Annotated in this window: 21 protein-coding genes; 14 read left to right on the top strand and 7 right to left on the bottom strand. The window is 68.2% G+C overall.

Annotated features, from left to right (window positions below):
• Positions 1–15: 15 nt before the first annotated feature.
• Complete coding sequence (locus DIE17_RS23135; protein WP_044844415.1) at positions 16–1,401, bottom strand: L-serine ammonia-lyase; 1,386 nt, start codon at positions 1,399–1,401, stop codon at positions 16–18.
• Positions 1,402–1,642: 241 nt separating this feature from the next.
• Between DIE17_RS23135 and DIE17_RS23130 the strand changes: the two genes are divergently transcribed.
• The 8 genes from DIE17_RS23130 to denD all read left to right on the top strand — a co-directional run bounded on the left by DIE17_RS23130 (position 1,643) and on the right by denD (position 9,943).
• Entirely contained in the window at positions 1,643–2,716 is a 1,074-nt protein-coding gene (locus tag DIE17_RS23130; protein WP_124521420.1) for a GlxA family transcriptional regulator, read from the top strand.
• Positions 2,717–3,025: 309 nt separating this feature from the next.
• The gene (locus tag DIE17_RS23125) at positions 3,026–3,730 is read left to right on the top strand and encodes a FadR/GntR family transcriptional regulator (RefSeq protein ID WP_044844417.1); all 705 of its coding nucleotides are present in this window, start codon (positions 3,026–3,028) and stop codon (positions 3,728–3,730) included.
• A gap of 76 nt (positions 3,731–3,806) precedes the next feature.
• Positions 3,807–4,697 carry an L-threonate dehydrogenase gene (ltnD, locus tag DIE17_RS23120; protein WP_124521418.1) on the top strand — a complete coding sequence of 297 codons (891 nt, stop codon included), beginning with the start codon at positions 3,807–3,809 and terminating at the stop codon, positions 4,695–4,697.
• Positions 4,698–4,716: 19 nt separating this feature from the next.
• Positions 4,717–6,003 carry a 3-oxo-tetronate kinase gene (gene otnK, locus DIE17_RS23115; protein ID WP_124921316.1) on the top strand — a complete coding sequence of 429 codons (1,287 nt, stop codon included), beginning with the start codon at positions 4,717–4,719 and terminating at the stop codon, positions 6,001–6,003.
• Positions 6,003–6,641, top strand: coding sequence for an aldolase (locus tag DIE17_RS23110; protein WP_124921370.1), 639 nt, complete (start codon positions 6,003–6,005; stop codon positions 6,639–6,641). Before otnK ends, DIE17_RS23110 begins: the two co-directional genes overlap by 1 nt.
• Before the next feature lie 140 nt (positions 6,642–6,781).
• The gene (locus DIE17_RS23105; RefSeq protein ID WP_044844420.1) at positions 6,782–8,107 is read left to right on the top strand and encodes an MFS transporter; all 1,326 of its coding nucleotides are present in this window, start codon (positions 6,782–6,784) and stop codon (positions 8,105–8,107) included.
• Positions 8,108–8,166: 59 nt separating this feature from the next.
• Entirely contained in the window at positions 8,167–8,943 is a 777-nt protein-coding gene (gene otnI / locus DIE17_RS23100) for a 2-oxo-tetronate isomerase (protein WP_124521414.1), read from the top strand.
• Positions 8,944–8,971: 28 nt separating this feature from the next.
• Positions 8,972–9,943: a D-erythronate dehydrogenase gene (gene denD / locus DIE17_RS23095; protein WP_124521412.1), complete on the top strand. Its 972-nt coding sequence runs from the start codon at positions 8,972–8,974 to the stop codon at positions 9,941–9,943.
• A gap of 79 nt (positions 9,944–10,022) precedes the next feature.
• Here denD and DIE17_RS23090 read toward each other — a convergent pair whose 3' ends face one another.
• A complete protein-coding gene (locus tag DIE17_RS23090; protein ID WP_124921315.1) occupies positions 10,023–11,111 on the bottom strand; it encodes a lysylphosphatidylglycerol synthase domain-containing protein in 1,089 nt (362 codons plus the stop codon).
• A complete protein-coding gene (hpnI, locus tag DIE17_RS23085) occupies positions 11,108–12,277 on the bottom strand; it encodes a bacteriohopanetetrol glucosamine biosynthesis glycosyltransferase HpnI (protein WP_124666860.1) in 1,170 nt (389 codons plus the stop codon). Before hpnI ends, DIE17_RS23090 begins: the two co-directional genes overlap by 4 nt.
• Positions 12,278–12,528: 251 nt before the next feature.
• Here hpnI and DIE17_RS23080 point away from each other — a divergent pair, with 251 nt between their 5' ends.
• Positions 12,529–12,843 (top strand): hypothetical protein, encoded by a 315-nt coding sequence (locus DIE17_RS23080; RefSeq protein WP_124921314.1) that lies wholly within the window; start codon positions 12,529–12,531, stop codon positions 12,841–12,843.
• A gap of 70 nt (positions 12,844–12,913) precedes the next feature.
• Complete coding sequence (locus DIE17_RS23075; protein WP_124521404.1) at positions 12,914–13,441, top strand: cytochrome b; 528 nt, start codon at positions 12,914–12,916, stop codon at positions 13,439–13,441.
• A 266-nt stretch (positions 13,442–13,707) separates the two neighbouring features.
• Here DIE17_RS23075 and DIE17_RS23070 read toward each other — a convergent pair whose 3' ends face one another.
• Both DIE17_RS23070 and DIE17_RS23065 read right to left on the bottom strand, forming a co-directional pair.
• Positions 13,708–14,010, bottom strand: coding sequence for a DUF4148 domain-containing protein (locus DIE17_RS23070; RefSeq protein WP_124921369.1), 303 nt, complete (start codon positions 14,008–14,010; stop codon positions 13,708–13,710).
• Positions 14,011–14,081: 71 nt separating this feature from the next.
• Positions 14,082–14,426, bottom strand: coding sequence for a DUF4148 domain-containing protein (locus DIE17_RS23065; protein ID WP_044844429.1), 345 nt, complete (start codon positions 14,424–14,426; stop codon positions 14,082–14,084).
• A gap of 203 nt (positions 14,427–14,629) precedes the next feature.
• On the opposite strand from DIE17_RS23065, the gene DIE17_RS23060 reads away from it, so the two are divergent.
• Positions 14,630–15,319: an aspartyl/asparaginyl beta-hydroxylase domain-containing protein gene (locus DIE17_RS23060; RefSeq protein ID WP_044844430.1), complete on the top strand. Its 690-nt coding sequence runs from the start codon at positions 14,630–14,632 to the stop codon at positions 15,317–15,319.
• Here the strand turns inward: DIE17_RS23060 and DIE17_RS23055 are convergent.
• On the bottom strand, positions 15,288–16,289 hold the full coding sequence (locus tag DIE17_RS23055) for a LysR substrate-binding domain-containing protein (RefSeq protein WP_124921313.1): 1,002 nt from the start codon (positions 16,287–16,289) through the stop codon (positions 15,288–15,290). The two genes, DIE17_RS23060 and DIE17_RS23055, sit on opposite strands and share 32 nt — an antisense overlap.
• A 78-nt stretch (positions 16,290–16,367) precedes the next feature.
• On the opposite strand from DIE17_RS23055, the gene DIE17_RS23050 reads away from it, so the two are divergent.
• From DIE17_RS23050 to DIE17_RS23040, 3 genes are all read left to right on the top strand, one after another.
• A complete protein-coding gene (locus DIE17_RS23050; RefSeq protein WP_124666931.1) occupies positions 16,368–16,766 on the top strand; it encodes a nuclear transport factor 2 family protein in 399 nt (132 codons plus the stop codon).
• A 145-nt stretch (positions 16,767–16,911) separates the two neighbouring features.
• Complete coding sequence (locus DIE17_RS23045) at positions 16,912–17,181, top strand: MoaD/ThiS family protein (protein WP_044844433.1); 270 nt, start codon at positions 16,912–16,914, stop codon at positions 17,179–17,181.
• 56 nt (positions 17,182–17,237) lie between these two features.
• Positions 17,238–18,389, top strand: a complete 1,152-nt coding sequence (locus DIE17_RS23040) for an exo-alpha-sialidase (protein ID WP_124921312.1) — start codon at positions 17,238–17,240, stop codon at positions 18,387–18,389.
• 33 nt (positions 18,390–18,422) lie between these two features.
• Here the strand turns inward: DIE17_RS23040 and DIE17_RS23035 are convergent, their stop codons facing one another.
• Positions 18,423–19,346 (bottom strand): LysR substrate-binding domain-containing protein, encoded by a 924-nt coding sequence (locus tag DIE17_RS23035; protein ID WP_124921311.1) that lies wholly within the window; start codon positions 19,344–19,346, stop codon positions 18,423–18,425.
• Between the last annotated feature and the right edge of the window lie 100 nt (positions 19,347–19,446).

Here is a 19,446-nt window from a genome sequence, read left to right as displayed (position 1 = left end):
GTTAGTGATCCTTCGTTAGCATTCGATGACGTTCACGGCAAGACCGCCGCGCGACGTTTCCTTGTATTTCGTCTTCATGTCGGCCCCCGTCTCGCGCATCGTCTTGATCACCGAATCAAGCGAGACGTAGTGCTGGCCGTTACCCTTGAGCGCCATGCGCGACGCGTTCAGCGCCTTGATCGCGCCCATCGCGTTGCGTTCGATGCACGGAATCTGCACGAGCCCGCCGACCGGATCGCAGGTCATGCCGAGGTTGTGCTCCATGCCGATCTCGGCCGCGTTCTCGACCTGGTCGGGCGTGCCGCCCATCACCGCGGCCAGCGCGGCGGCGGCCATCGAGCACGCGACGCCCACTTCGCCCTGGCAGCCGACTTCCGCGCCGGAGATCGACGCCGTTTCCTTGTAGATGATCCCGATCGCCGCGGCCGTCAGCAGGAATTCGACGATGCCGGCTTCGTTCGAGCCCGGCACGAACTTCACGTAGTAGTGCAGCACCGCGGGAATCACGCCGGCCGCGCCGTTGGTCGGCGCGGTGACGACCCGGCCGCCCGCCGCGTTCTCCTCGTTGACGGCCATCGCGTACAGGTTGACCCAGTCGAGCATCGACAGCGGATCGCGCAGCGACTCCTCCGAACGCGCGCGCAGGCGGCCGTTCAGTTCGGCCGCGCGGCGCTTCACGCGCATCGGGCCCGGCAGTTCGCCCTCGACCTTGCAGCCGCGCTCGACGCACGCGGCCATCGTGCGCCAAATCGCGAGCAGCCCGGCGCGCACTTCGTCCTCGGGGCGCAGCGCGCATTCGTTGCGCAGCATCAGTTCGGCGATCGACAGCCCGTGTTCGCGGCACTGGCGCATCAGGTCGTCGCCGGTGCGGAACGGATACGGCACCTCGACCGCCGCGCGCACGCCGTTCACGCGATCGCCGTCGCGATTCACGACGAAGCCGCCGCCGACCGAGTAATACTCTTTCTCGACGAGCAACTGGCCGTGCTCGTCGAACGCCTGGAAGCGCATCCCGTTCGGATGCACGATGCTCGTGCCGCTCATCAGCTTGCGGTAGAAGCCGATGTTCTCCTTCTCGTCGAAGCGGATCGTCTGCTTGCCGAGCAGCGCCAGCGACTTCTCCGCGCGGATCGCCGCGAGCCGCGGCTCGATCAGGTCCGGATCGATCGTGTCCGGCAGGTGGCCCTCGAGGCCGAGCAGCACCGCCTTGTCGGTGCCGTGGCCCTTGCCCGTTGCACCTAGCGAGCCGTATAGTTCGACCCGCACGCGGCGCACGAAGCCGAGCAGGTTCGCGTCCTCGATGTGCGACGCGAAGCGGCACGCGGCGATCATCGGGCCGACCGTATGCGAACTGGACGGGCCGATGCCGATCTTGAACAGGTCGAACGCGCTGACGTTCATCTGGCTTCCTCTGGGTGGGCGTACGTGAAATGTCGTTGGCATCAGTACATCAAAGCGTAAAATTGGCCGATAGAACAAAAACGGCATCGGCGTGGGATACCGCCGCCAAGCCCCGCGCAGGACGGCCGGAAAGTGCGTTTTGACGATGATCGGCGACGCAAAACCACAAGTCGGCCGGCGCGCCCGCAAGCAGAGTGCAACAAGTGAGACCCGCCTTCCCGGCGTGACGAGATTGACCGCGATGACACCCGACGTACCCGCTTTCCCCCTCGCCGAACCTGCGCCGCGGCGCATCCGCTTCGGCATCGTGCTGCTGCCGAACTTCACGCTCACGGCCTTCTCGGGTTTCGTCGACATGCTGCGGCTGTCGGCCGACGACGGCGACTACAGCAAGCCGGTGCGCTGCGCGTGGAGCGTGATCGGCGAAACGCTGGCGCCGGTGCGCGCGAGCTGCGGGATCCAGATCACGCCGTGGGAAACCTTCGAGAGCGCCGAGCCGTTCGACTACGTGGTCGTGGTCGGCGGGCTGCTGCATTCGGGGCCGCAAGCCGGCCCCGAAACGCTCGAGTTCGTGCGCCGCGCGGCGGCGGACGGCGCGACGGTCGTCGGCATCTGCACGGGCGTGTTCACGCTGATGCGCGCGAACGTGCTCGACGGCTACCGCACCTGCGTGAGCTGGTTCCACTACTGGGATTTCATCGAGCGCTTCCCGAACGCCGATCCGGACCTCCTGATCGCCGATCGCCTGTTCGTGATCGACCGGCGCCGGATCACCTGCTCGGGCGGCCGTGCGTCGATCGACGTCGCCGCCGCGATCCTGCTGCGCCATTTCGACCATGCGACCGTGCAGAAGGCGCTGCGCATCCTGCTGGTCGGCGAGATGCAGAAAGGCAATGCGCCGCAGCCGCATCCGCCGGGCCTCGAGCCGGCCACGCATCCGAAGGTCAAGCGCGCGATTCTCCTGATGGAACAGCATGTCGGGCGCGCGCTGCCGCTCGAGGAACTCGCGTGCAAGCTGGACATGTCGACCCGCCAGCTCGAGCGGCTGTTCAAGGCCGAGACGGGCAAGAGCCCGCAGGCGTTCGCGAAGCAGGTGCGGCTGCGCACGGCCGCTTGGCTGCTGACCAGTTCCGACCGCACCGTCGCCGATATCGCGTCGAGCTGCGGGTTCGCCGACGCGTCGCACCTCGGCCGCGAGTTCCGCAAGCAGTTCGGCGTGCCGCCGGCGACCTATCGCGAGCGCGGCGGGGAAGTCGCGGAAGGCGGTATGTCGGCGGCGACCGATCCCGATCCCGTGGAAGACGTCGCCGACTGATTGACGATCACGCGCGCCGTCGGCGCGCGGCTTCGTTCTTCGTTCTTCGTTCTTCGTTCTTCGTTCTTCGTTCTTCGTTCTTCGTTCTTCAGCCTTCGCCTCGGCCCCGCCGTTCGCCCTTCACCTCCGCCCTCCCTTCGCCCGCCAACCGCACATCGAACCCGGCACGATCGCCACATTTCCCCGCCATTTGGAACCGGTTCCAATCCATTTGACCGACGTTGCAACTCATTGATCGAGGGTTATTCCGGATGCTGACGCACCTTCAAATTTGTATGATGACCACATCACCTTACAAACCAGAGCGCCATGTTCGAGAAAATTCCCGCCCGTGCGATGAGCGACCACGTCGCGCAGCAGCTGCTGAAGCAGATCGAAGCCGGCAGTTTCTCGGCCACCGGCAAGCTGCCGACGGAAGCCGTGCTCGCGCAGGAATTCGGCGTGAGCCGCACCGTGATCCGCGAGGCGATCTCGCGCCTGAAGAACGAAGGCGTGGTCGAGCCGCGCCAGGGCAGCGGCGTGTACGTGAACCAGCACGGCGCGATCCGGCCGCTGCGGATCGACTACGCGGAAGCCGTCGAGGCGAGCTCGCTGCCGCACCTGCTTGCGGTGCGCCGCGCGATCGAGGCTGAAGTCGCGGCCGAAGCCGCGCTGCATCACACCGCCGACGACATGGCCGACATCGACGACGCGCTGCGCAAGATCGACGACGCGGTGGCCGAAGGGCGCGACGGCGTCGCGGAAGACGTCGCATTCCACCGCACGATCGCGGCCGTTACCGGCAACCCGTATTTCCTGAAGACGCTGCAGTTCCTGAACCAGTACCTCGAGGCCGGCGTGAAGGTCACGCGGCGCAACGAAGCGACGCGCGAGGATTTCTCGCGGCAGGTGCGCGACGAACACGCGGCGATCGCGGACGCGATCCGCGCACGCGACCCGATGGCGGCGCGCAACGCGGCACGCACGCACATGTACAACGCCGCGCGCCGCCTCGCCGAAGCCGGCATCTGCTGATGAACGAATGCGGCGGCCCGGGCCGAACCGGCGCCGTCGTTGTCCCGAACCTTTTCCGAATCGATCAAGGTTGACCATGTCACGAAATGTTGGAGTCATCGGCCTCGGCGCGATGGGCCTCGGCGTCGCCCGCTCGCTGCTGCGCGCGGGGTTCCGCGTGCACGCCTGCGACGTGCGCGACACCGTGCTGCAGGCATTCGCGGCCGAAGGCGGCGTGGCCTGCGCGAACCCGGCCGAACTCGGCGCGCAGTGCGACGTCGTCGTCACGCTCGTCGTCAATGCCGCGCAGACCGAAACGGTGCTGTTCGGCGAGCACGGCGCGGTCGCGGCGATGAAGCCGGGCGGCGTCGTGATCGCGAGCGCGACCGTCGCGCCCGACTTCGCGGTCGCGCTCGGCGCGCGCATCGAGGCCGCGGGCCTGCAGATGCTCGATGCGCCGGTGTCCGGCGGCGCCGCGCGCGCGGCGTCGGGCGAGATGACGATGATGACGTCGGGCCCCGCCGCCGCGTATGCGGCCTGCGACGACGTGCTCGCCGCGATCGCCGGCAAGGTGTATCGCCTCGGCGACGCGCACGGCATCGGCTCGAAGGTGAAGATCATCAACCAGCTGCTGGCCGGCGTGCATATCGCGGCGGCCGCCGAGGCGATGGCGCTGGGCCTGCGCGAAGGCGTCGATGCCGACGCGCTGTACGACGTGATCACGCACAGCGCCGGCAACTCGTGGATGTTCGAGAACCGCGTGCCGCACATCCTGAACGGCGACTACACGCCGCTGTCGGCCGTCGACATCTTCGTGAAGGATCTCGGCCTCGTGCTCGATACCGCGCGCCGCAGCAAGTTCCCGCTGCCGCTGTCGGCCACCGCGCACCAGATGTTCATGAGCGCATCGAGCGCCGGCCACGGCGGCGAGGACGATTCCGCCGTGATCAAGACTTTCCCCGGCATCACGCTGCCGCCCGCCCGCTGATTCGAACGACGTTCCCGCCATGACCGCTTCCGCTTCCCGCCCCCTGCTCGGCTGCATCGCCGACGATTTCACCGGCGCGACCGATCTCGCGAACATGCTCGTCAAGAGCGGCATGCGTACCGTGCAGACGATCGGCGTGCCCGCCGGCGACACCGCAATCGATGCCGACGCGATCGTCGTCGCGCTGAAGTCGCGCACGATTCCCGCCGCCGACGCCGTCGCGCAATCGCTTGCCGCCTACGAATGGTTGCGCGCGCAAGGGTGCCGCCAGTTCTTCTTCAAGTACTGTTCGACGTTCGATTCGACCGACGCGGGCAACATCGGGCCGGTGGCCGACGCGCTGCTCGATGCGGCCGGCGGCAACTTCACGATTGCGTGCCCGGCGTTCCCGGAGAACGGCCGCACGATCTATCGCGGCCACCTGTTCGTCGGCGACGTGCTGCTGAACGAATCGGGAATGGAGAACCACCCGCTCACGCCGATGAAGGACGCGAACCTCGTGCGCGTGCTGCAGCGGCAGACGAAGTCGCAAGTCGGCCTGATCCGCTACGACACGATCGCGCTGGGTGCGGCCGCCGTGCGCGAGCGGATCGAGCAGCTGCGCGCGGAAGGCGCGCGCTTCGCGATCGCGGACGCGCTGTCGGATCACGACCTCTACGTGCTCGGCGAAGCGTGCGCGGGCCTGCCGCTCGTCACCGGCGGCTCGGGCGTCGCGCTCGGCCTGCCCGCGAATTTCCGCCGCGTGGACCAACTGCCCGAGCGCGACAACGCAGCCTCGCTGCCGCACATCGACGGATCGTCGGCGGTGCTCGCCGGCAGCGCGTCGAAGGCGACCAACGCACAGGTCGCCGCGTGGCGCGAAAGCCGGCCGAGCTTCCGGATCGATCCGCTCGCGGCCTCGCGCGGCGAACCCGTCGTCGACGCGGCACTCGCGTTCGCACGCTCGCACCTGCCGCAGCCCGTGCTGATCTACGCGACCGCGACGCCCGACGAAGTGAAGGCCGTCCAGCACGCGCTCGGCGTCGAAGCGGCCGGCCATCTCGTCGAAAGCACGCTCGCGGCGATCGCCCGCGGCCTGCGCGACCTCGGCGTGCGCAAGTTCGTCGTGGCCGGCGGCGAGACGTCCGGCGCGGTCGTGCAGGCGCTCGACGTGAAATCGCTGCAGATCGGCGCGCAGATCGATCCGGGCGTGCCGGCGACGGCCACCGTCGACGCGCAGCCGCTCGGCCTCGCGCTGAAGTCCGGCAACTTTGGCACGGTGGACTTTTTCGACAAGGCGCTGCGCGCACTCGACGGAGCCGCATGATGAGTCAAGAAGCGACACTGCGCGAAGAGATCTGCGTCGTCGGCGCGAGCCTGTATGCGCGCGGCCACGCGGTCGGCAGCGCCGGCAACATCAGCGCGCGCCTGGACGACGGCTGGTTGATCACGCCGACCGACGCGTGCCTCGGCCGCCTCGACCCGAACGACATCGCGAAGGTCGGCCTCGACGGCCAGCCGGTATCGGGCGGCAGGCCGTCGAAGACGCTTGCGCTGCATCGCGGGATCTACGCGCGCAACGCGCAAGCGCACGGCATCGTCCATACGCATTCGACGCACCTCGTCGCGCTGACGCTCGCGGGCGTGTGGCGCGACACCGACGTGCTGCCGCCGCTCACGCCGTACTACGTGATGAAGGTCGGCCACATTCCGCTGATCCGCTATCGCCGCCCCGGCGACCCGGCCGTCGCGGCCGAAGTCGCGGCGCTCGCCGACCAGGTGCGCGGCGTGCTGCTCGACCGCCTCGGCCCGGTGATGTGGGGTTCGTCGGTGTCGCACGCATCGTATGCGCTCGAGGAACTCGAGGAAACCGCGCGGCTGTGGCTGATGACGGACCCGAAGCCCGAGCCGCTGTCCGACGCCGCGCTCGACGAACTGCGCCAGGCCTTCGGCGCGCGCTGGTAACGCAACGCGTCGCGTATACGAATCACGCAGGACTCCGTAGCGATTCCCATGCCCGCCGTGTGCGCGGGCCCTTCTGTCAGCACACACACACGATCCGGCGGCCTACGCGCCGCCGGCACACGACATATCTGGAGACGACGATGACTGCTCTCGACGCGGCCGCAAGCCGCTCGCCCGCCGCGCCCGCCCAATCGGCCGAGCTCGACCGCACCTACAGGAAAGTGTTCTGGCGCATCGTGCCGTTCCTGATGCTCTGCTACGTGGTCGCGTATCTCGACCGCGTGAACGTCGGCTTCGCGAAGCTGCAGATGTCGCAGGACCTCGCGTTCAGCGAAACCGTGTTCGGCCTCGGCGCCGGCATCTTCTTCCTCGGCTACTTCCTGTTCGAGCTGCCGAGCAACCTGCTGATGCACCGCATCGGCGCACGCATCTGGATCGCGCGGATCATGATCACATGGGGCCTGCTGTCGGCGGTGTTCGCGTTCGTGAAGACGCCGACGCAGTTCTACGTGCTGCGCTTCCTGCTCGGCCTCGCGGAAGCCGGCTTCTATCCGGGCGTGATCCTCTACCTCACGTACTGGTTCCCGTCGCATCGGCGCGCGAAGATCATCGCGGTGTTCATGTCCGCGATTCCGGTGTCGGGCATCTTCGGCAACCCGCTGTCCGGCTGGATCATGGAGCGCTTCCACGGCGGCTCGGGCTTTCACGGCTGGCAATGGATGTTCGTGATCGAAGCCGTGCCGGCGCTGCTCGTCGGTATCGCGACGATCCTGTATCTCGACAACGGCATCCGCAGCGCGAAGTGGCTCGACGCGCGCGAGAAGCAGCTGCTCGAGGACGAAATCGCCGCGCAGCCGCAGGAACAGCAGCAGCACGGCCATTCGCTGAAGGCCGTGTTCGCCGACCCGCGCATGTGGTGGATGTCGCTGATCTACTTCGCGTTCGTCACCGGCCAGTACGGCCTCACGTTCTGGATGCCGACCCTCGTGAAATCGACCGGCATCACCGATACGCTCCAGATCGGCCTGCTGTCGGCGATCCCGTTCGTCGTCGCGATCGTCGTGATGAACCTGTTCGGCCACAGCGCGGACAAGCGCCGCGAACGCCGCTGGCACCTGATCGTGCCGGCGCTGATGGGCGCGGTCGGGTTTGCGGTCGCCGCGTCGTACTCGCACAATACGGCGGTGTCGATCGTGTTCCTGTCGCTCGCGGCGGGCGGCGTGCTGACCTGCGCACCGCTGTTCTGGTCGCTGCCGACCGCGTTCCTCGCCGGCTCCGCCGCGGCCGCCGGGATCGCGATCATCAACTCGGTCGGCAACCTCGCCGGGTTCGCGAGCCCGTACGTGATCGGCTACCTGAAGGACGTCACGCACAGCACGTCGTCCGGCATGTACGTGCTGGCCGGCATGCTCGTGATCGGCGCGATCGCCGTGTGGCTCACGCCCGCGAAACTCGTGAACCGCTGACCCTTCATTCGACGCGGGGCGCCGGGCGCCCCGCCCCATTCATTCACCGGACCGCTGCCATGCCCCGCTTCGCCGCCAACCTCTCGATGATGTACACCGAGCACGCATTCCTCGAGCGCTTCGCCGCTGCCTCGCACGACGGCTTCAAGGCCGTCGAGTACCTGTTCCCGTACGACTTCGCCGCCGAGGACATCCGCGCGCGCCTCGACGCGCACGACCTCGAGCAGGCGCTGTTCAACGCGCCGCCCGGCGACTGGGCCGCCGGCGAACGCGGGATCGCATCGCTGCCGGGCCGCGAGGACGAGTTCCGGCGCGGCATCGACCAGGCGCTCGATTATGCGCGCGTGCTCGGCAACAAGAAGCTGCACGTGATGGCCGGGATGGTCGCGCCGGGCGCCGATCGCGCGCGCCATCGCGACACCTACGTGGCGAACCTGCGGCATGCGGCGCAGGCGGCTGCCGCGCACGGCATCACGATCCTGATCGAGCCGATCAACCAGCGCGACATGCCCGGCTATTTCCTGAGCCGCCAGGACGATGCGCACGACATCCGCGCGGAAGTCGGCGCGCCGAACCTGAAGGTGCAGTTCGACTGCTATCACTGCCAGATCGTCGAGGGCGACCTCGCGATGAAGCTCAAGCGCGATTTCGCGGGCATCGGCCACATCCAGATCGCCGGCGTGCCCGAGCGTCACGAGCCGGACATCGGCGAACTCAATTACCCGTATCTGTTCGCGCTGATCGACGCGCTGGGCTACGACGGCTGGATCGGCTGCGAGTATCGCCCGAAGGCCGGCACGTCCGAGGGCCTCGGCTGGCTCAGGCCGTACCTGTAATTTCCGTATTCCTCAGAGGGCAAAGAACATGAAAGTACTGATCACCGGCGGCGCCGGCTTTCTCGGCCAGCGTCTCGCGCGCAAGCTGCTCGAACGCGGCGAGCTGACCGGCCCCGACGGCCGGAGCAGCAGGATCGACGAGCTGGTGCTGCTCGACGTCGTCGAGGGCAGCGATTTCGGCGACGCGCGCGTGACGTCGATCGTCGGCGACATCGCCGATCGCGCGGTGCTCGAAAGCGCGATCGACACGCAGACGGGCGCGATCTTCCACCTCGCGGCGATCGTCAGCGGGCAGGCCGAAGCCGATTTCGATCTCGGCATGCGGATCAACCTCGATGCGTCGCGCACGCTGCTCGAAGTGTGCCGCGCGCGCGGCCATCGTCCGCGCGTCGTGTTCACGAGCTCGGTGGCCGTCTACGGCGGCGTGCTGCCCGACGTCGTGCGGGACGATACCGCGCTGAATCCGCAATCGTCGTACGGCGCGGAAAAGGCGATCGCCGAGCTGCTGCTCTGCGACTACGCGCGCCGCGGCTTCGTCGACGGCCGCGTGCTGCGGCTGCCGACCATCAGCGTGCGGCCGGGCCGCCCGAACGCGGCTGCGTCGTCGTTCGCGAGCGGCATCATCCGCGAGCCGCTGAACGGCGAGGAAAGCGTGTGCCCGGTGCCGGGGTCGACGCGGCTGTGGCTGCTGTCGCCGCGCGGCGCGATCGACGCGCTCGTCGCCGGTTGCGAGCTCGACAGCGAGAAACTCGGCAACAAGCGCGTGATCAACCTGCCCGGCCTGTCGGTGTCGGTCGACGAGATGATCGCGGCGCTGCGCGAAGTCGCGGGCGACGAGGTCGTGAAGCTGATCCGCCATGCGCCGGACGAACGCGTCGAGAAGATCGTCGGCAGCTGGCCGGGCCGCTGGGACACGACGCGCGCGGAAGCGCTCGGGCTGAAAGGCGACACGTCGTTCGCGGACGTCATCCGCAGCCATCTCGCCGACGAACGGCGTTGACGGCCGCGCCGCCCGGCAGGCGAGCGACCGCCCCGGCGTCGCTGCCGCCTGCCCGGCAGGCCGGCAACGTCCGGCTGCATCAGCGCGGCCTGGCGGACTCCCCGACGTGTATCGATGCGCGCTTCGCGCCGGATGGCGAGCGCGCCGCGCCGGCCGCATGCTGCCACGCCAGCAATCCGGGCAGATAGAACAGCAGATCGCGCACTCGTCGCGCGCCGGCGAGCGCCAGACAGGTCGGCGCGTCGAACCCGAGCAGCCCGCCGATCAGCACGAACCCGCCCTCCTGCACGCCCAGCCCGCCCGGCATCAGGAACGCGATGCTGCTCAGCAGCTGGATCAGCGCTTCGATCGCGAGCGCCTGCGCGAACGTCGGATCGGCGCCGAGAAAACGCAGCGCGAGCCAGATTTCCAGCGCATAGCCGGCAAACTGCAGCGTCTGCCAGATCACCAGATAGCGGACGACGATACCCGTCTTGCGCCAGACCACAAGGATCGACTGATCGGTGCGTGCCGATTCGCCGACCAGCGCCACCACCTTGCCGCTCGTGACGCGGTTGACCACGCGCATCGCGCGCTCGAACGGCCGCGCGTGCTGAACCAGTGCGAACAGCAGCAGCACCGGCACCAGCGCCGCCATGCCGATGGCGAGGCGCGCGGCCACCTGCGCGGCATCGGACGATACGTGTTCGAGCACGTAGCCGATCGCGACCAGCGCGAACACGAGCTGGCTGATCAACGTCAGCTGCATGTCGGCAACGAGGCTCGCCACGGCGGTCGCCGGGCGTACGCCCGCCTGCCGCAGCAGGCCGAACGACACGATCTCGCCGCCGATTCGCGCGACCGGCAACAATCCGTTGATCGATTCGCGGATCCACACGAGCTTGAGCATCGTCGCGAACGACGGCCGGCGCGGGCCGCGGATCAGCATCCGCCAGTCCCACGCATTCGCAAGCATCGGCAGGATGTGGGCCAGCGCGGCGACCAGCAACCCGGCGCCGGCGATCCTCAGCCGGTGCAGGATCTCCAGCGGATGCTCGCGCCAGACCAGCCACACCGCGAGCACCAGCCCGGCCAGCGCCGCCGCGCGCCCCGCTTGCCGCAGGCGCGCGTCGCGACGCGCGGACCGCCGGTCCGCGCCTTCGAGGTCGGCATGCGTGTCGTGCGTCATGATTTCCCCGCGGGCGACAGCAAGCCCTCGCGGTCGACGCGAAAGCGCGTGCCGCGCCAGACGACGTGCGACGAGAAGAAACTCGACACGAACACCACGAACTGCAGGAAATCGACGAACGGCAACCAGAGCGCGCCGCGCAGACCCGCGCCGGTGGCGCGGCTCGTCTTCAACATCAGCAGCGCCCGCGCGACGAGCGCCGCGAACGCCAGCCCCCAGGCGGCGAGCGTGCCGCCGGAAAACAGCACGGCCAGCACCGCCAGCGGCAACGGGTGCATCAGCACCGACCCGGCGTGACCGAGCCGGTCCGCCGCGCGGATCGTGCAGCTCCAGCGCAATTCGTGCGCGTACAGCGTGGCGAACGTCTCTTCGACACAGGCGTGCCCGACGACCAACGGCGGGACGACGACCTGCGCGCCGATCTGCCGCACTGCTTCGCCGAGCGCGTGATCCTCGGCCAGGTGATGCGCGAAACGCGCGAGCCCGCCGATGCGTTCGAGCGTCGCGCGCGTGATCGCAATCGTCTGGCCAAAGCACGGACGGGCGCGCCCGATGAAAAGCCCCGTGATGACGCCCGGCAGGAAATGGTAGTTCGTCATCGCGACGGCGACACCGGGCCAGAAGCCCGGCGACGCGATGCCGCGATACACGCTCGTCACGATGCCGACTTCCGGCTGCTGCAGCGCGCCGACGACGGCACGCAGATAATCGCGCTCGACCAGCACGTCGCTGTCGGCAAGACACAGCACTGAATGTTCCGCGTGTTCGAGCATGTTGACGAGATTCGCGATCTTGCGGTTCGGCCCGTACAGTCGCGCGTCGGCGACGACCTTGATGTTCGCGTCCGGATGGCGCCTGCGCAACGTTTCGACGGCCGCGAGCGCCGCGTCGCCCGCATCGTGCACGCCGAACAGATGCTGTACCGGCCCCGGATAATCCTGCACGAAGAAGCTTTCGAGATGCTGTACGAGATTCCATTCGTCGCCGTGCAGCGGCTTCGCGACGGTCACGCCCGGATAATCGCACGGCACCGACCGCGCGCGGGAAAAGAACCGGCCGACCAGCACGCTGGCCGTGACCGTGTAGGCAATGCCGAGCAACACGCCCAGTCCGCAGGCGATCGACATCGCGCCGGCCAGCGCGTGCAGCAGATGCAACAGGATCATGCTTCTCCCCAGTGGTGGCCCAATGACCGCGACGCCCCGGCCGGCACGCGCGAACGCGCGCTCGCCCGGACACGCCGCCGTGTCGATTCCCGTTGAGCCGGATATCAAGGACGACCAACCGACGGTACGCGCAATCAGATGACACGACTACCGTGCGGCGATCGATTCCGGTCACGCGCGCACAGCCGCGAACGTCCGCGGCCCTGAACGCCGCGTGGGCCACCTTACGGGCCGACAGGATCGCGGTCGCGATGACGGTCCGGATGCGGAATGTCATCGCCGTGAAAGACGCTTCGGGTACGCGCGGCGCAAACAGCCCGGCTGGCACGACACACTCCCTGGTGGCGCTCGTAACCGACGATCCGGCGCACAAGCAGCCCGGCAGCGGGTCCGTGCTGTCGATCATCCAGCGCATCGCGCGATGGTTCGGCGGCCGCGTGCGGTTCGGGCCCGGCATCGGCGGATACGGCCCCGGCGTCGCGATCGTGTTGCCGTCGGCCGACGCCGCCCGGATCGAGAGCGCGCATGCGTCACGGGGCGAATCCGATGCGCGGCCGCACGCTTAACGTTTTGTTAAGGATTCGGCCGTAGAATCCTCCGGAAGATACGGTCCCCACCCGCTTGCCAGGAGCTTTCATGTCTACCTCCGCCCGATACGATGCAGTCGCACGCCTTCTCCACTGGCTGATCGTGGCGCTCGTCGTCGCGCAATATGCAATCGGCTGGACGATGCCCGACGTGCATCGCGATACGCAACCGGTCGGCCTGATCGCCGCGCACCTGATCGTGGGCACCGCGCTGCTCGCCGCGATGGCTTGCCGCGTACTCTGGCGCGTGACGCATCGTCCGCCCGCCGACCAGTTGTCGCCCGCGATGCGCGCCGTGTCCGGCGCGACGCACTTCGGGCTCTATGCGCTGCTGATCGCGGTGCCGTTGCTCGGCTGGATCAATGCGTCGTCGCGTGCCTGGGCCGTGACGCTGCTCGGCATCGTGCCGCTGCCTGCGCTGTCGGCGGCCGGATCGGGATTCGGGCATGCGATGGGCGACGTGCACGGCATCCTCGCGTGGGTGCTGTTCGGCGGCATCTGCCTTCACGTCGCGGCCGCGGTCGCGCATCGTTTCATCCTGCGCGACCAGGTCATGCAGCGGATGATGCCCTGGTAATCCCGCCGCCGGTATCGTTGCGCGTCATCGCGGACAGCAGTCCGCCGATGGCGGATCGCATCTCGCCCGCATCGCCGCTCATCCCGCGATCCACCTGCGCGCCCAACGGAATCGGGCAACGAGACGGTCGCGGCGCCGCGCGAAGCGGCGCGCGATCGACGGCCTGGCCGTCCGTGCCGTTCGACCGGGCCGCGTGCCGCGAACGGCATGCGTATCGCCGTACCGCGAACACGACGGCCTGAAGACACACACGTACATGTCGGCTCCTAGTTGCCGGCCTGCGCCGGCATGACGGAGGCCGGCGCAGGCGCGGCAGCCGAAGCCGAAGCCGAAGCCGAAGCCGAAGCCGCCATCCTCGCGCGATCCTGCTCGGCGAGCTTCGCCTGCGCGGCCTGAATGTCCGCCGGATATTCGCCGTCGTCCCCCTTCGACGGATCGTACCCGGCCGCTTCCAGACGAATCAGCTCCTCGCGAACCTGGGCACGCGTGAGCGGCGCATTCGATTGCGCGAATGCGGACTGACCTGAGATTGCGCCGATCATCATCAGTAGTGCGATATAAGTTTTCATCATCAACTCCTTCAATGTTGCGTGCCGATCAACCTTCGTGAATGTCGAACCCGCCGCGGCGGTCCGCTGCGTCAGCTTCCGAAATACGGCGTGCAAAAGCTCTCGGGGCCGACGCATGCGGCCGGGCGCGGACGGGTCGGTTGCGCCGCCGGCCTGCCCGCATCGGACGTCCCCGCCGGATCGCCGCCGACCGCGGTTTCGGCCTGATGCCGAGGAAGTTGCCCGGCCTGCTGCTGGAACAGCGGACTTACGTCCGGATACGACGTATCGGTCACGAAGCGCAGCCCGTTGGTTTCGGCGTCGATCAGTTGCTGCCTGACCTGCGCGCGCGTCAGTGCCTGTGCCGACGCAGGCGTCGCGACACTCGCGACGGACATCGCCGCCACCGTGGCGGCCACCAGCCAATGCGTATTCATGCTCCACTCCTTCGGAAGTCAACGAAACGAGGTGCTACACCCGTATGACGACGCGGGGCGTACGTTTATTCCCGGAATGCCGGAGCGCTCGCACCGACCTTCACCGATCTGTCATTCTTTCGTCAGCCGGCGTAACCTGACGTAACGCAGGCCCCACCGCGCGTGGGGCAGACTGACGACACCTTGTGGATCGCCCCTCGATCATGTCCGTCGCTTACGACTATGCAGCCGGCCTGCTTCGCACGCTGTACGATCGCCATCTCGACGGTGGCGCCGTGCTCGATACGGCCGCGTTTCCCGACGCCGAGCGATTCGTTCGTGCGTGGCCGGCCATTCGCGCGGAAGCGCTGGCCGTCGCGCGCGACCTGCCGCGCATCCCGCGCTTCCACGAGATCATGCGCGAGCAGCACGACATCTCGGCCAACGATGCGCGCGACTGGCGGATGTTCATCATGCAGGCTTACGGCCAGCCGTTCCCGCGCAACCTGTCGCGCTGCCCGACCGTCGAATCGATCGTCGCGGCGTCGCCGGACGTGCTGTCCGCGTCGCTGTCGTTCCTCGCGCCCGGCAAACACATCCCGCCGCATCGCGGGCCGTTCCGCGGCATCCTGCGCGGTTATCTGGTGCTGTCGATGCCGAAGCGCGCGGATGGCACGCCGGCCGCCGTGCTGAAGGTCGACGGCCGCGACTACCGGCTCGACGAAGGCTGCTTCCTGCTGTGGGACGACACCTTCGTGCACGAAGTGTGGAACGACAGTGACGAAGTGCGGATCGTGCTGCTGCTCGATATCCGCCGGCGCGGCATGCCGCGCTTGCTGATGTGGCTGTCGAATGCGGTGATCGGCGTCGTGCGGCTCGGGATCAGGGTGCGGGGGCGGTCGATTCCGGTTTAGCAACCCGCCCGGCGCACGCGCCTTGCGGCCAATCCTCGCGCGCAAGCCGCGTCAGCACCTCCGTGAGCGCTTGAATCGCGGGTTGAGCGGCGCGCTGCACCGGGTACACGAGGTAGTAGCCCAGACCGTTGCGCACCAACTCCGGAAACGGCGCGACCAGCGTGCCGGCTTCCAGCCGATCCGCCGCCATGCGCGGATCGCCGATCGCGACGCCGTGCCCGTCCGACGCGGCCGTCAATGTCAGCTCGAGCGTATCGAACACGAGCCCGGTGCCCGGGTCGACCTGCGTAGCGCCGACGGCGTCCAGCCAGCATCGCCATTCGTCGCGATTGCTGGCGGGATGCAGCAGTGTCGCGTGCGCGAGATCGGCGATCGACTTCAGCACCGCGCCCGCCTCGCGCGTACACATCGGCGTGAGGCACTCGTCGAACAGCGGCACGGCCACCATGCCCGCCCAGCTTCCGCTGCCGCGCACGACGATCGCATCGAAACCGGCGTCGGTGAAATCCGGCGTGTCGTCCGCCGACGTGTGAATGCGCAACTCCGTGCGCGGCAACGCATGATTGAGCGCCGACAGCCGCGGCAACAGCCAGCGAATCGCGAAAGTGGAGGGCAAGCGCAATGTGAGAGTCGACGCGGCATGCGCATGCGCGCGCGCGTGTTGCGCCAGTTGCGAGAGTACGTCGACGGCCACCGTCAGCAGCGCGCCGCCTTCCGCGGTCAACGTCAATCCCGACGCATGACGGACGAACAACGCACACCGGTAATGCGCTTCCAGTTGCTGCACCTGACGGCTCACCGCACCCTGGGTCCGGCACAGATGCTCGGCCGCGCGGTTGAAGCTGCCGAGTTCGGCGGCGGCGACGAACGCCTGGAATGCCGTCAGCGGCGGCAGCGCACGGGTGAGATCCGCGAGCGGATATGCGCGGGCGGCATACCCGGGTTGCGGATTATTCGTTTGTTCGGTCATCGCTGCATCGCTATCGTGGTTGAACCGGTTCGCGACGGCTGTCGTGGCTGGCTCGTCAACAATCAGCGGAGAAATACCATGGTCTCGTCGTCCGACGCACTATACACGCGGCAGGTCGATACCTACCTCAAAGCGCTCGAGAGCGGCAACGTCGCCGCGATCTGCGCATTGTTCACGCCGGATGCGCAGATATTTTCGCCGTTCCTCGGCTGGATGTCGCCACTGCCCTTCTTCGAAAAAGTCGCGGCGGCCTCCGGACAAAGCCGGATCACGCCGATCGACATCTGCGTCAGCGCCACGGGCGCACGTCGGGCCACCGGCTATTTCGTCTACGACTGGGGACTGAAGGACGGCACCGCGGTGCAATTCGAGTGTGTCGACGTCTTCGAATTCGACGACGACGCGCGCATCGAGCGCATGATCATCGTCTACGACACCTATCCGATCCGCAGCACGGTCGGCGACAAGTACGCATAGCGCATCGACGGGGATCAGGCACCACGGCCGTTGCGCGGCGCAGCAACGGCGCCGCGCCGCCGGCCGTACGGCAATGTCGCTGCCGGCCCGATCGATCGCCTACACTACAGACCGTCCCCCCGCACGGCTCCTGCCAGCCACCGCCATGGCACACCTCTTCTTCGCGGCGTCGATCCAGCGCCATATCGACACGCCCGAGCGCGACATCGACGCACGGACGCTCGGCGAAGCGCTCGAAACCGTCTTCGGTGAACAGCCGCGGCTGCGCGGCTATATCGTCGACGACCAGGGCGCGCTGCGAAAGCACCTGTCGGTGTTCATCGACGGCCAGCCGGTACGCGACCGGCAACATCTGTCCGATCCGCTCGGCAACGGCAGCCGCGTGTACGTCGTGCAGGCGCTGTCCGGCGGATAAAGGGACGCATCGCCATCCAAACGAGCGCGCGGCCGCGCCCACAGGAGACATCCGACATGAACGATCGACTGCTCGTCGCGACCCGCAAGGGCCTGTTCGTGCTGCACGCCGACGGCAACGGCGGCTGGGCGCTCGGCGAGCCGCACTTCGTCGGCGAACCGGTCAGCATGGCACTGGCCGACCCGCGCGACGGCACGCTGTATGCGGCGCTCAATCTCGGCCATTTCGGGGTCAAGCTGCACCGCAGGCGTGCCGGTGCCGCCGCATGGGAAGAATGTGCGGTCCCCGTCTATCCGCCGCAGCCCGCCGATGAACCGCGCGCCGACGTCAGCGCCCATGCCGGCACCGGCGACGACGCGCACGACGAAGCGCCCACCCCGCCCCGCCCGCCGTGGACGCTTCAGCAGATCTGGTCGCTCGAAACCGGCGGCGCGGACGAACCGGGCGTATTGTGGGCCGGCACGATACCGGGCGGCCTCTTCCGCTCCGATGACGGCGGCGATTCGTGGGTGCTCAACCGCCCGCTGTGGGATCGCCCGGAGCGCCCCGAGTGGTTCGGCGGCGGCTACGATGCGCCGGGCATCCATTCGGTGATGGTCGATCCGCGCGACAGCCGGCACGTGACGATCGGCATCTCGTGCGGCGGCGTCTGGCAGACCTTCGACGGCGGCGCGACCTGGCGCGTCAGCGCCGACGGCATGGAGGCCGACTACATGCCGCCCGAGCGGCGCGGCGAACCCAACGTGCAGGACCCGCATCGCGTCGTCCAGTGCGCGGCCAACCCCGATGTGCTGTGGACCCAGCATCACTGCGCGATCTTCCGCTCGACCGACGGTGCCGCGCACTGGCAGCGGATCGAAGCGCAGCCATCGAGCTTCGGCTTCGCGGTCGCCGTGCATCCGGCAGACCCCGACACTGCGTGGTTCGTCCCCGCCGTGAAGGATGCGTGCCGGATTCCGGTGAAGGGCCGCTTCGTCGTCACGCGCACGCGCGACGGCGGCCGCAGCTTCGAGAGCCTGTCGAACGGGTTGCCGCCTGCGCCGGCCTACGATCTCGTCTATCGGCACGGGCTCGCGGTGGACGACTCCGGCACGCGTCTCGCGATGGCGTCGACGACGGGCGGGTTATGGACCTCCGCGGACGGCGGCGAAAAATGGCGGCAGGTCTCCGCGCATTTGCCGCCGGTGTATTGCGTGCGCTTCGGATAACGAACGACTCACATGCAGCGCGCGCCCGTTGCGTTACGTCGGCGGCGCGATCCGCGCGACCGTGTCGCGCGTCTGCACGATTTCCGCTTCAAGCCAGTCGAGAAACCGCCGGACCCGCGGCTCGCGCTCTCGCCCGGGCCGGCACAGCGCGACGAAACGCGCGCCGGCGAGCCGCACCGATGCATCGATCGGCGTCAGCGCGTCGCGTTCGACGTGCTCGGCGGCCAGCACCGAACTGAGCAGCCCGACACCCTGCCCATGCAGCACGGCCTGCAGCGCGTAATGCTCGTCGTCGTAATGGCGGAACACCGCGCGCTCGAGCCATGCTTCGCGACCAGCCGCACGGCACCACGATGCCCAGTCGATCGACACGGGAAGCGGCGTATCCCAGGTGGTCTCGATCAGCTCGATACGCTCGTTCGCGCGCCCGACGTCGAGGCCGCGCGCCGCATACGCGCCGAAATACTCGTCGATCAGCGCGATCTCGTGCAGCGCGGGAAACGCGCGCGACGTCGCGCGGATCGCGAGATCGACCCGCGCGTCGCGTTCGAGATCGACGAGCGCGTTGCCGGTTTCCACCTTGATGTGCAACTGCGGATCGACGCGCCGGAACCGGCCGAGCCGCGGAATCAGCCACATCGCGGCGAACGCGGGCGTGGTGGTCAGCACCAGCGTGCGCGCATCGGCCGTCGCGGGCCGCAGCGCATCGAGCCCGCGGCTCATGCCGAGCAGCGCGTCGTGACACGCACGAAACAGTTGCCCGCCCTCGTCCGTCAACCGCACGCCGCTCGCGCCGCGCTCGAACAGCAGCACGCCGAGCCGGCTTTCGAGCGACTTGATCTGATGCGACACGGCCGCCGGCGTCACGGAAAGTTCGTCGGCGGCCGCCTTGAACGTGCCGAGCCGCGCGCACGACTCGAATACACGTAATGCGGTCAGGGGAATTTTCGAGAACACGACGCCTCGCGGGCCGGATCCGGCCGGGTTGAATTCGATTCAATCCGCGTGAGATTAGGTGAATTGAGGCACGCGCGCAACGCGGGTAGCCTTCCGGGAC

Source organism: Burkholderia sp. Bp9099, from assembly GCF_003857805.1.
Classification (GTDB): Bacteria; Pseudomonadota; Gammaproteobacteria; order Burkholderiales; family Burkholderiaceae; genus Burkholderia.
The sequence above is the reverse complement of the archived record's forward strand: the minus strand, read 5'-3'. Positions and strand labels throughout refer to the sequence as shown.

Bases quoted from the DNA above. Each gene is read 5' to 3' on its own strand.
- DIE17_RS23045 (WP_044844433.1), top strand. From the start codon at position 16,912: ATGGCACACCTCTTCTTCGCGGCGTCGATCCAGCGCCATATCGACACG.
- DIE17_RS23060 (WP_044844430.1), top strand. From the start codon at position 14,630: ATGTCCGTCGCTTACGACTATGCAGCCGGCCTGCTTCGCACGCTGTAC.
- DIE17_RS23135 (WP_044844415.1), bottom strand. From the start codon at position 1,401: ATGAACGTCAGCGCGTTCGACCTGTTCAAGATCGGCATCGGCCCGTCC.
- DIE17_RS23055 (WP_124921313.1), bottom strand. From the start codon at position 16,289: ATGACCGAACAAACGAATAATCCGCAACCCGGGTATGCCGCCCGCGCA.
- DIE17_RS23040 (WP_124921312.1), top strand. From the start codon at position 17,238: ATGAACGATCGACTGCTCGTCGCGACCCGCAAGGGCCTGTTCGTGCTG.
- DIE17_RS23130 (WP_124521420.1), top strand. From the start codon at position 1,643: ATGACACCCGACGTACCCGCTTTCCCCCTCGCCGAACCTGCGCCGCGG.
- DIE17_RS23065 (WP_044844429.1), bottom strand. From the start codon at position 14,426: ATGAATACGCATTGGCTGGTGGCCGCCACGGTGGCGGCGATGTCCGTC.
- DIE17_RS23110 (WP_124921370.1), top strand. From the start codon at position 6,003: ATGAGTCAAGAAGCGACACTGCGCGAAGAGATCTGCGTCGTCGGCGCG.
- hpnI (WP_124666860.1), bottom strand. From the start codon at position 12,277: ATGATCCTGTTGCATCTGCTGCACGCGCTGGCCGGCGCGATGTCGATC.
- DIE17_RS23125 (WP_044844417.1), top strand. From the start codon at position 3,026: ATGTTCGAGAAAATTCCCGCCCGTGCGATGAGCGACCACGTCGCGCAG.
- denD (WP_124521412.1), top strand. From the start codon at position 8,972: ATGAAAGTACTGATCACCGGCGGCGCCGGCTTTCTCGGCCAGCGTCTC.
- DIE17_RS23105 (WP_044844420.1), top strand. From the start codon at position 6,782: ATGACTGCTCTCGACGCGGCCGCAAGCCGCTCGCCCGCCGCGCCCGCC.
- otnI (WP_124521414.1), top strand. From the start codon at position 8,167: ATGCCCCGCTTCGCCGCCAACCTCTCGATGATGTACACCGAGCACGCA.
- DIE17_RS23080 (WP_124921314.1), top strand. From the start codon at position 12,529: ATGACGGTCCGGATGCGGAATGTCATCGCCGTGAAAGACGCTTCGGGT.
- DIE17_RS23050 (WP_124666931.1), top strand. From the start codon at position 16,368: ATGGTCTCGTCGTCCGACGCACTATACACGCGGCAGGTCGATACCTAC.
- DIE17_RS23090 (WP_124921315.1), bottom strand. From the start codon at position 11,111: ATGACGCACGACACGCATGCCGACCTCGAAGGCGCGGACCGGCGGTCC.
- otnK (WP_124921316.1), top strand. From the start codon at position 4,717: ATGACCGCTTCCGCTTCCCGCCCCCTGCTCGGCTGCATCGCCGACGAT.
- DIE17_RS23070 (WP_124921369.1), bottom strand. From the start codon at position 14,010: ATGAAAACTTATATCGCACTACTGATGATGATCGGCGCAATCTCAGGT.
- DIE17_RS23075 (WP_124521404.1), top strand. From the start codon at position 12,914: ATGTCTACCTCCGCCCGATACGATGCAGTCGCACGCCTTCTCCACTGG.
- ltnD (WP_124521418.1), top strand. From the start codon at position 3,807: ATGTCACGAAATGTTGGAGTCATCGGCCTCGGCGCGATGGGCCTCGGC.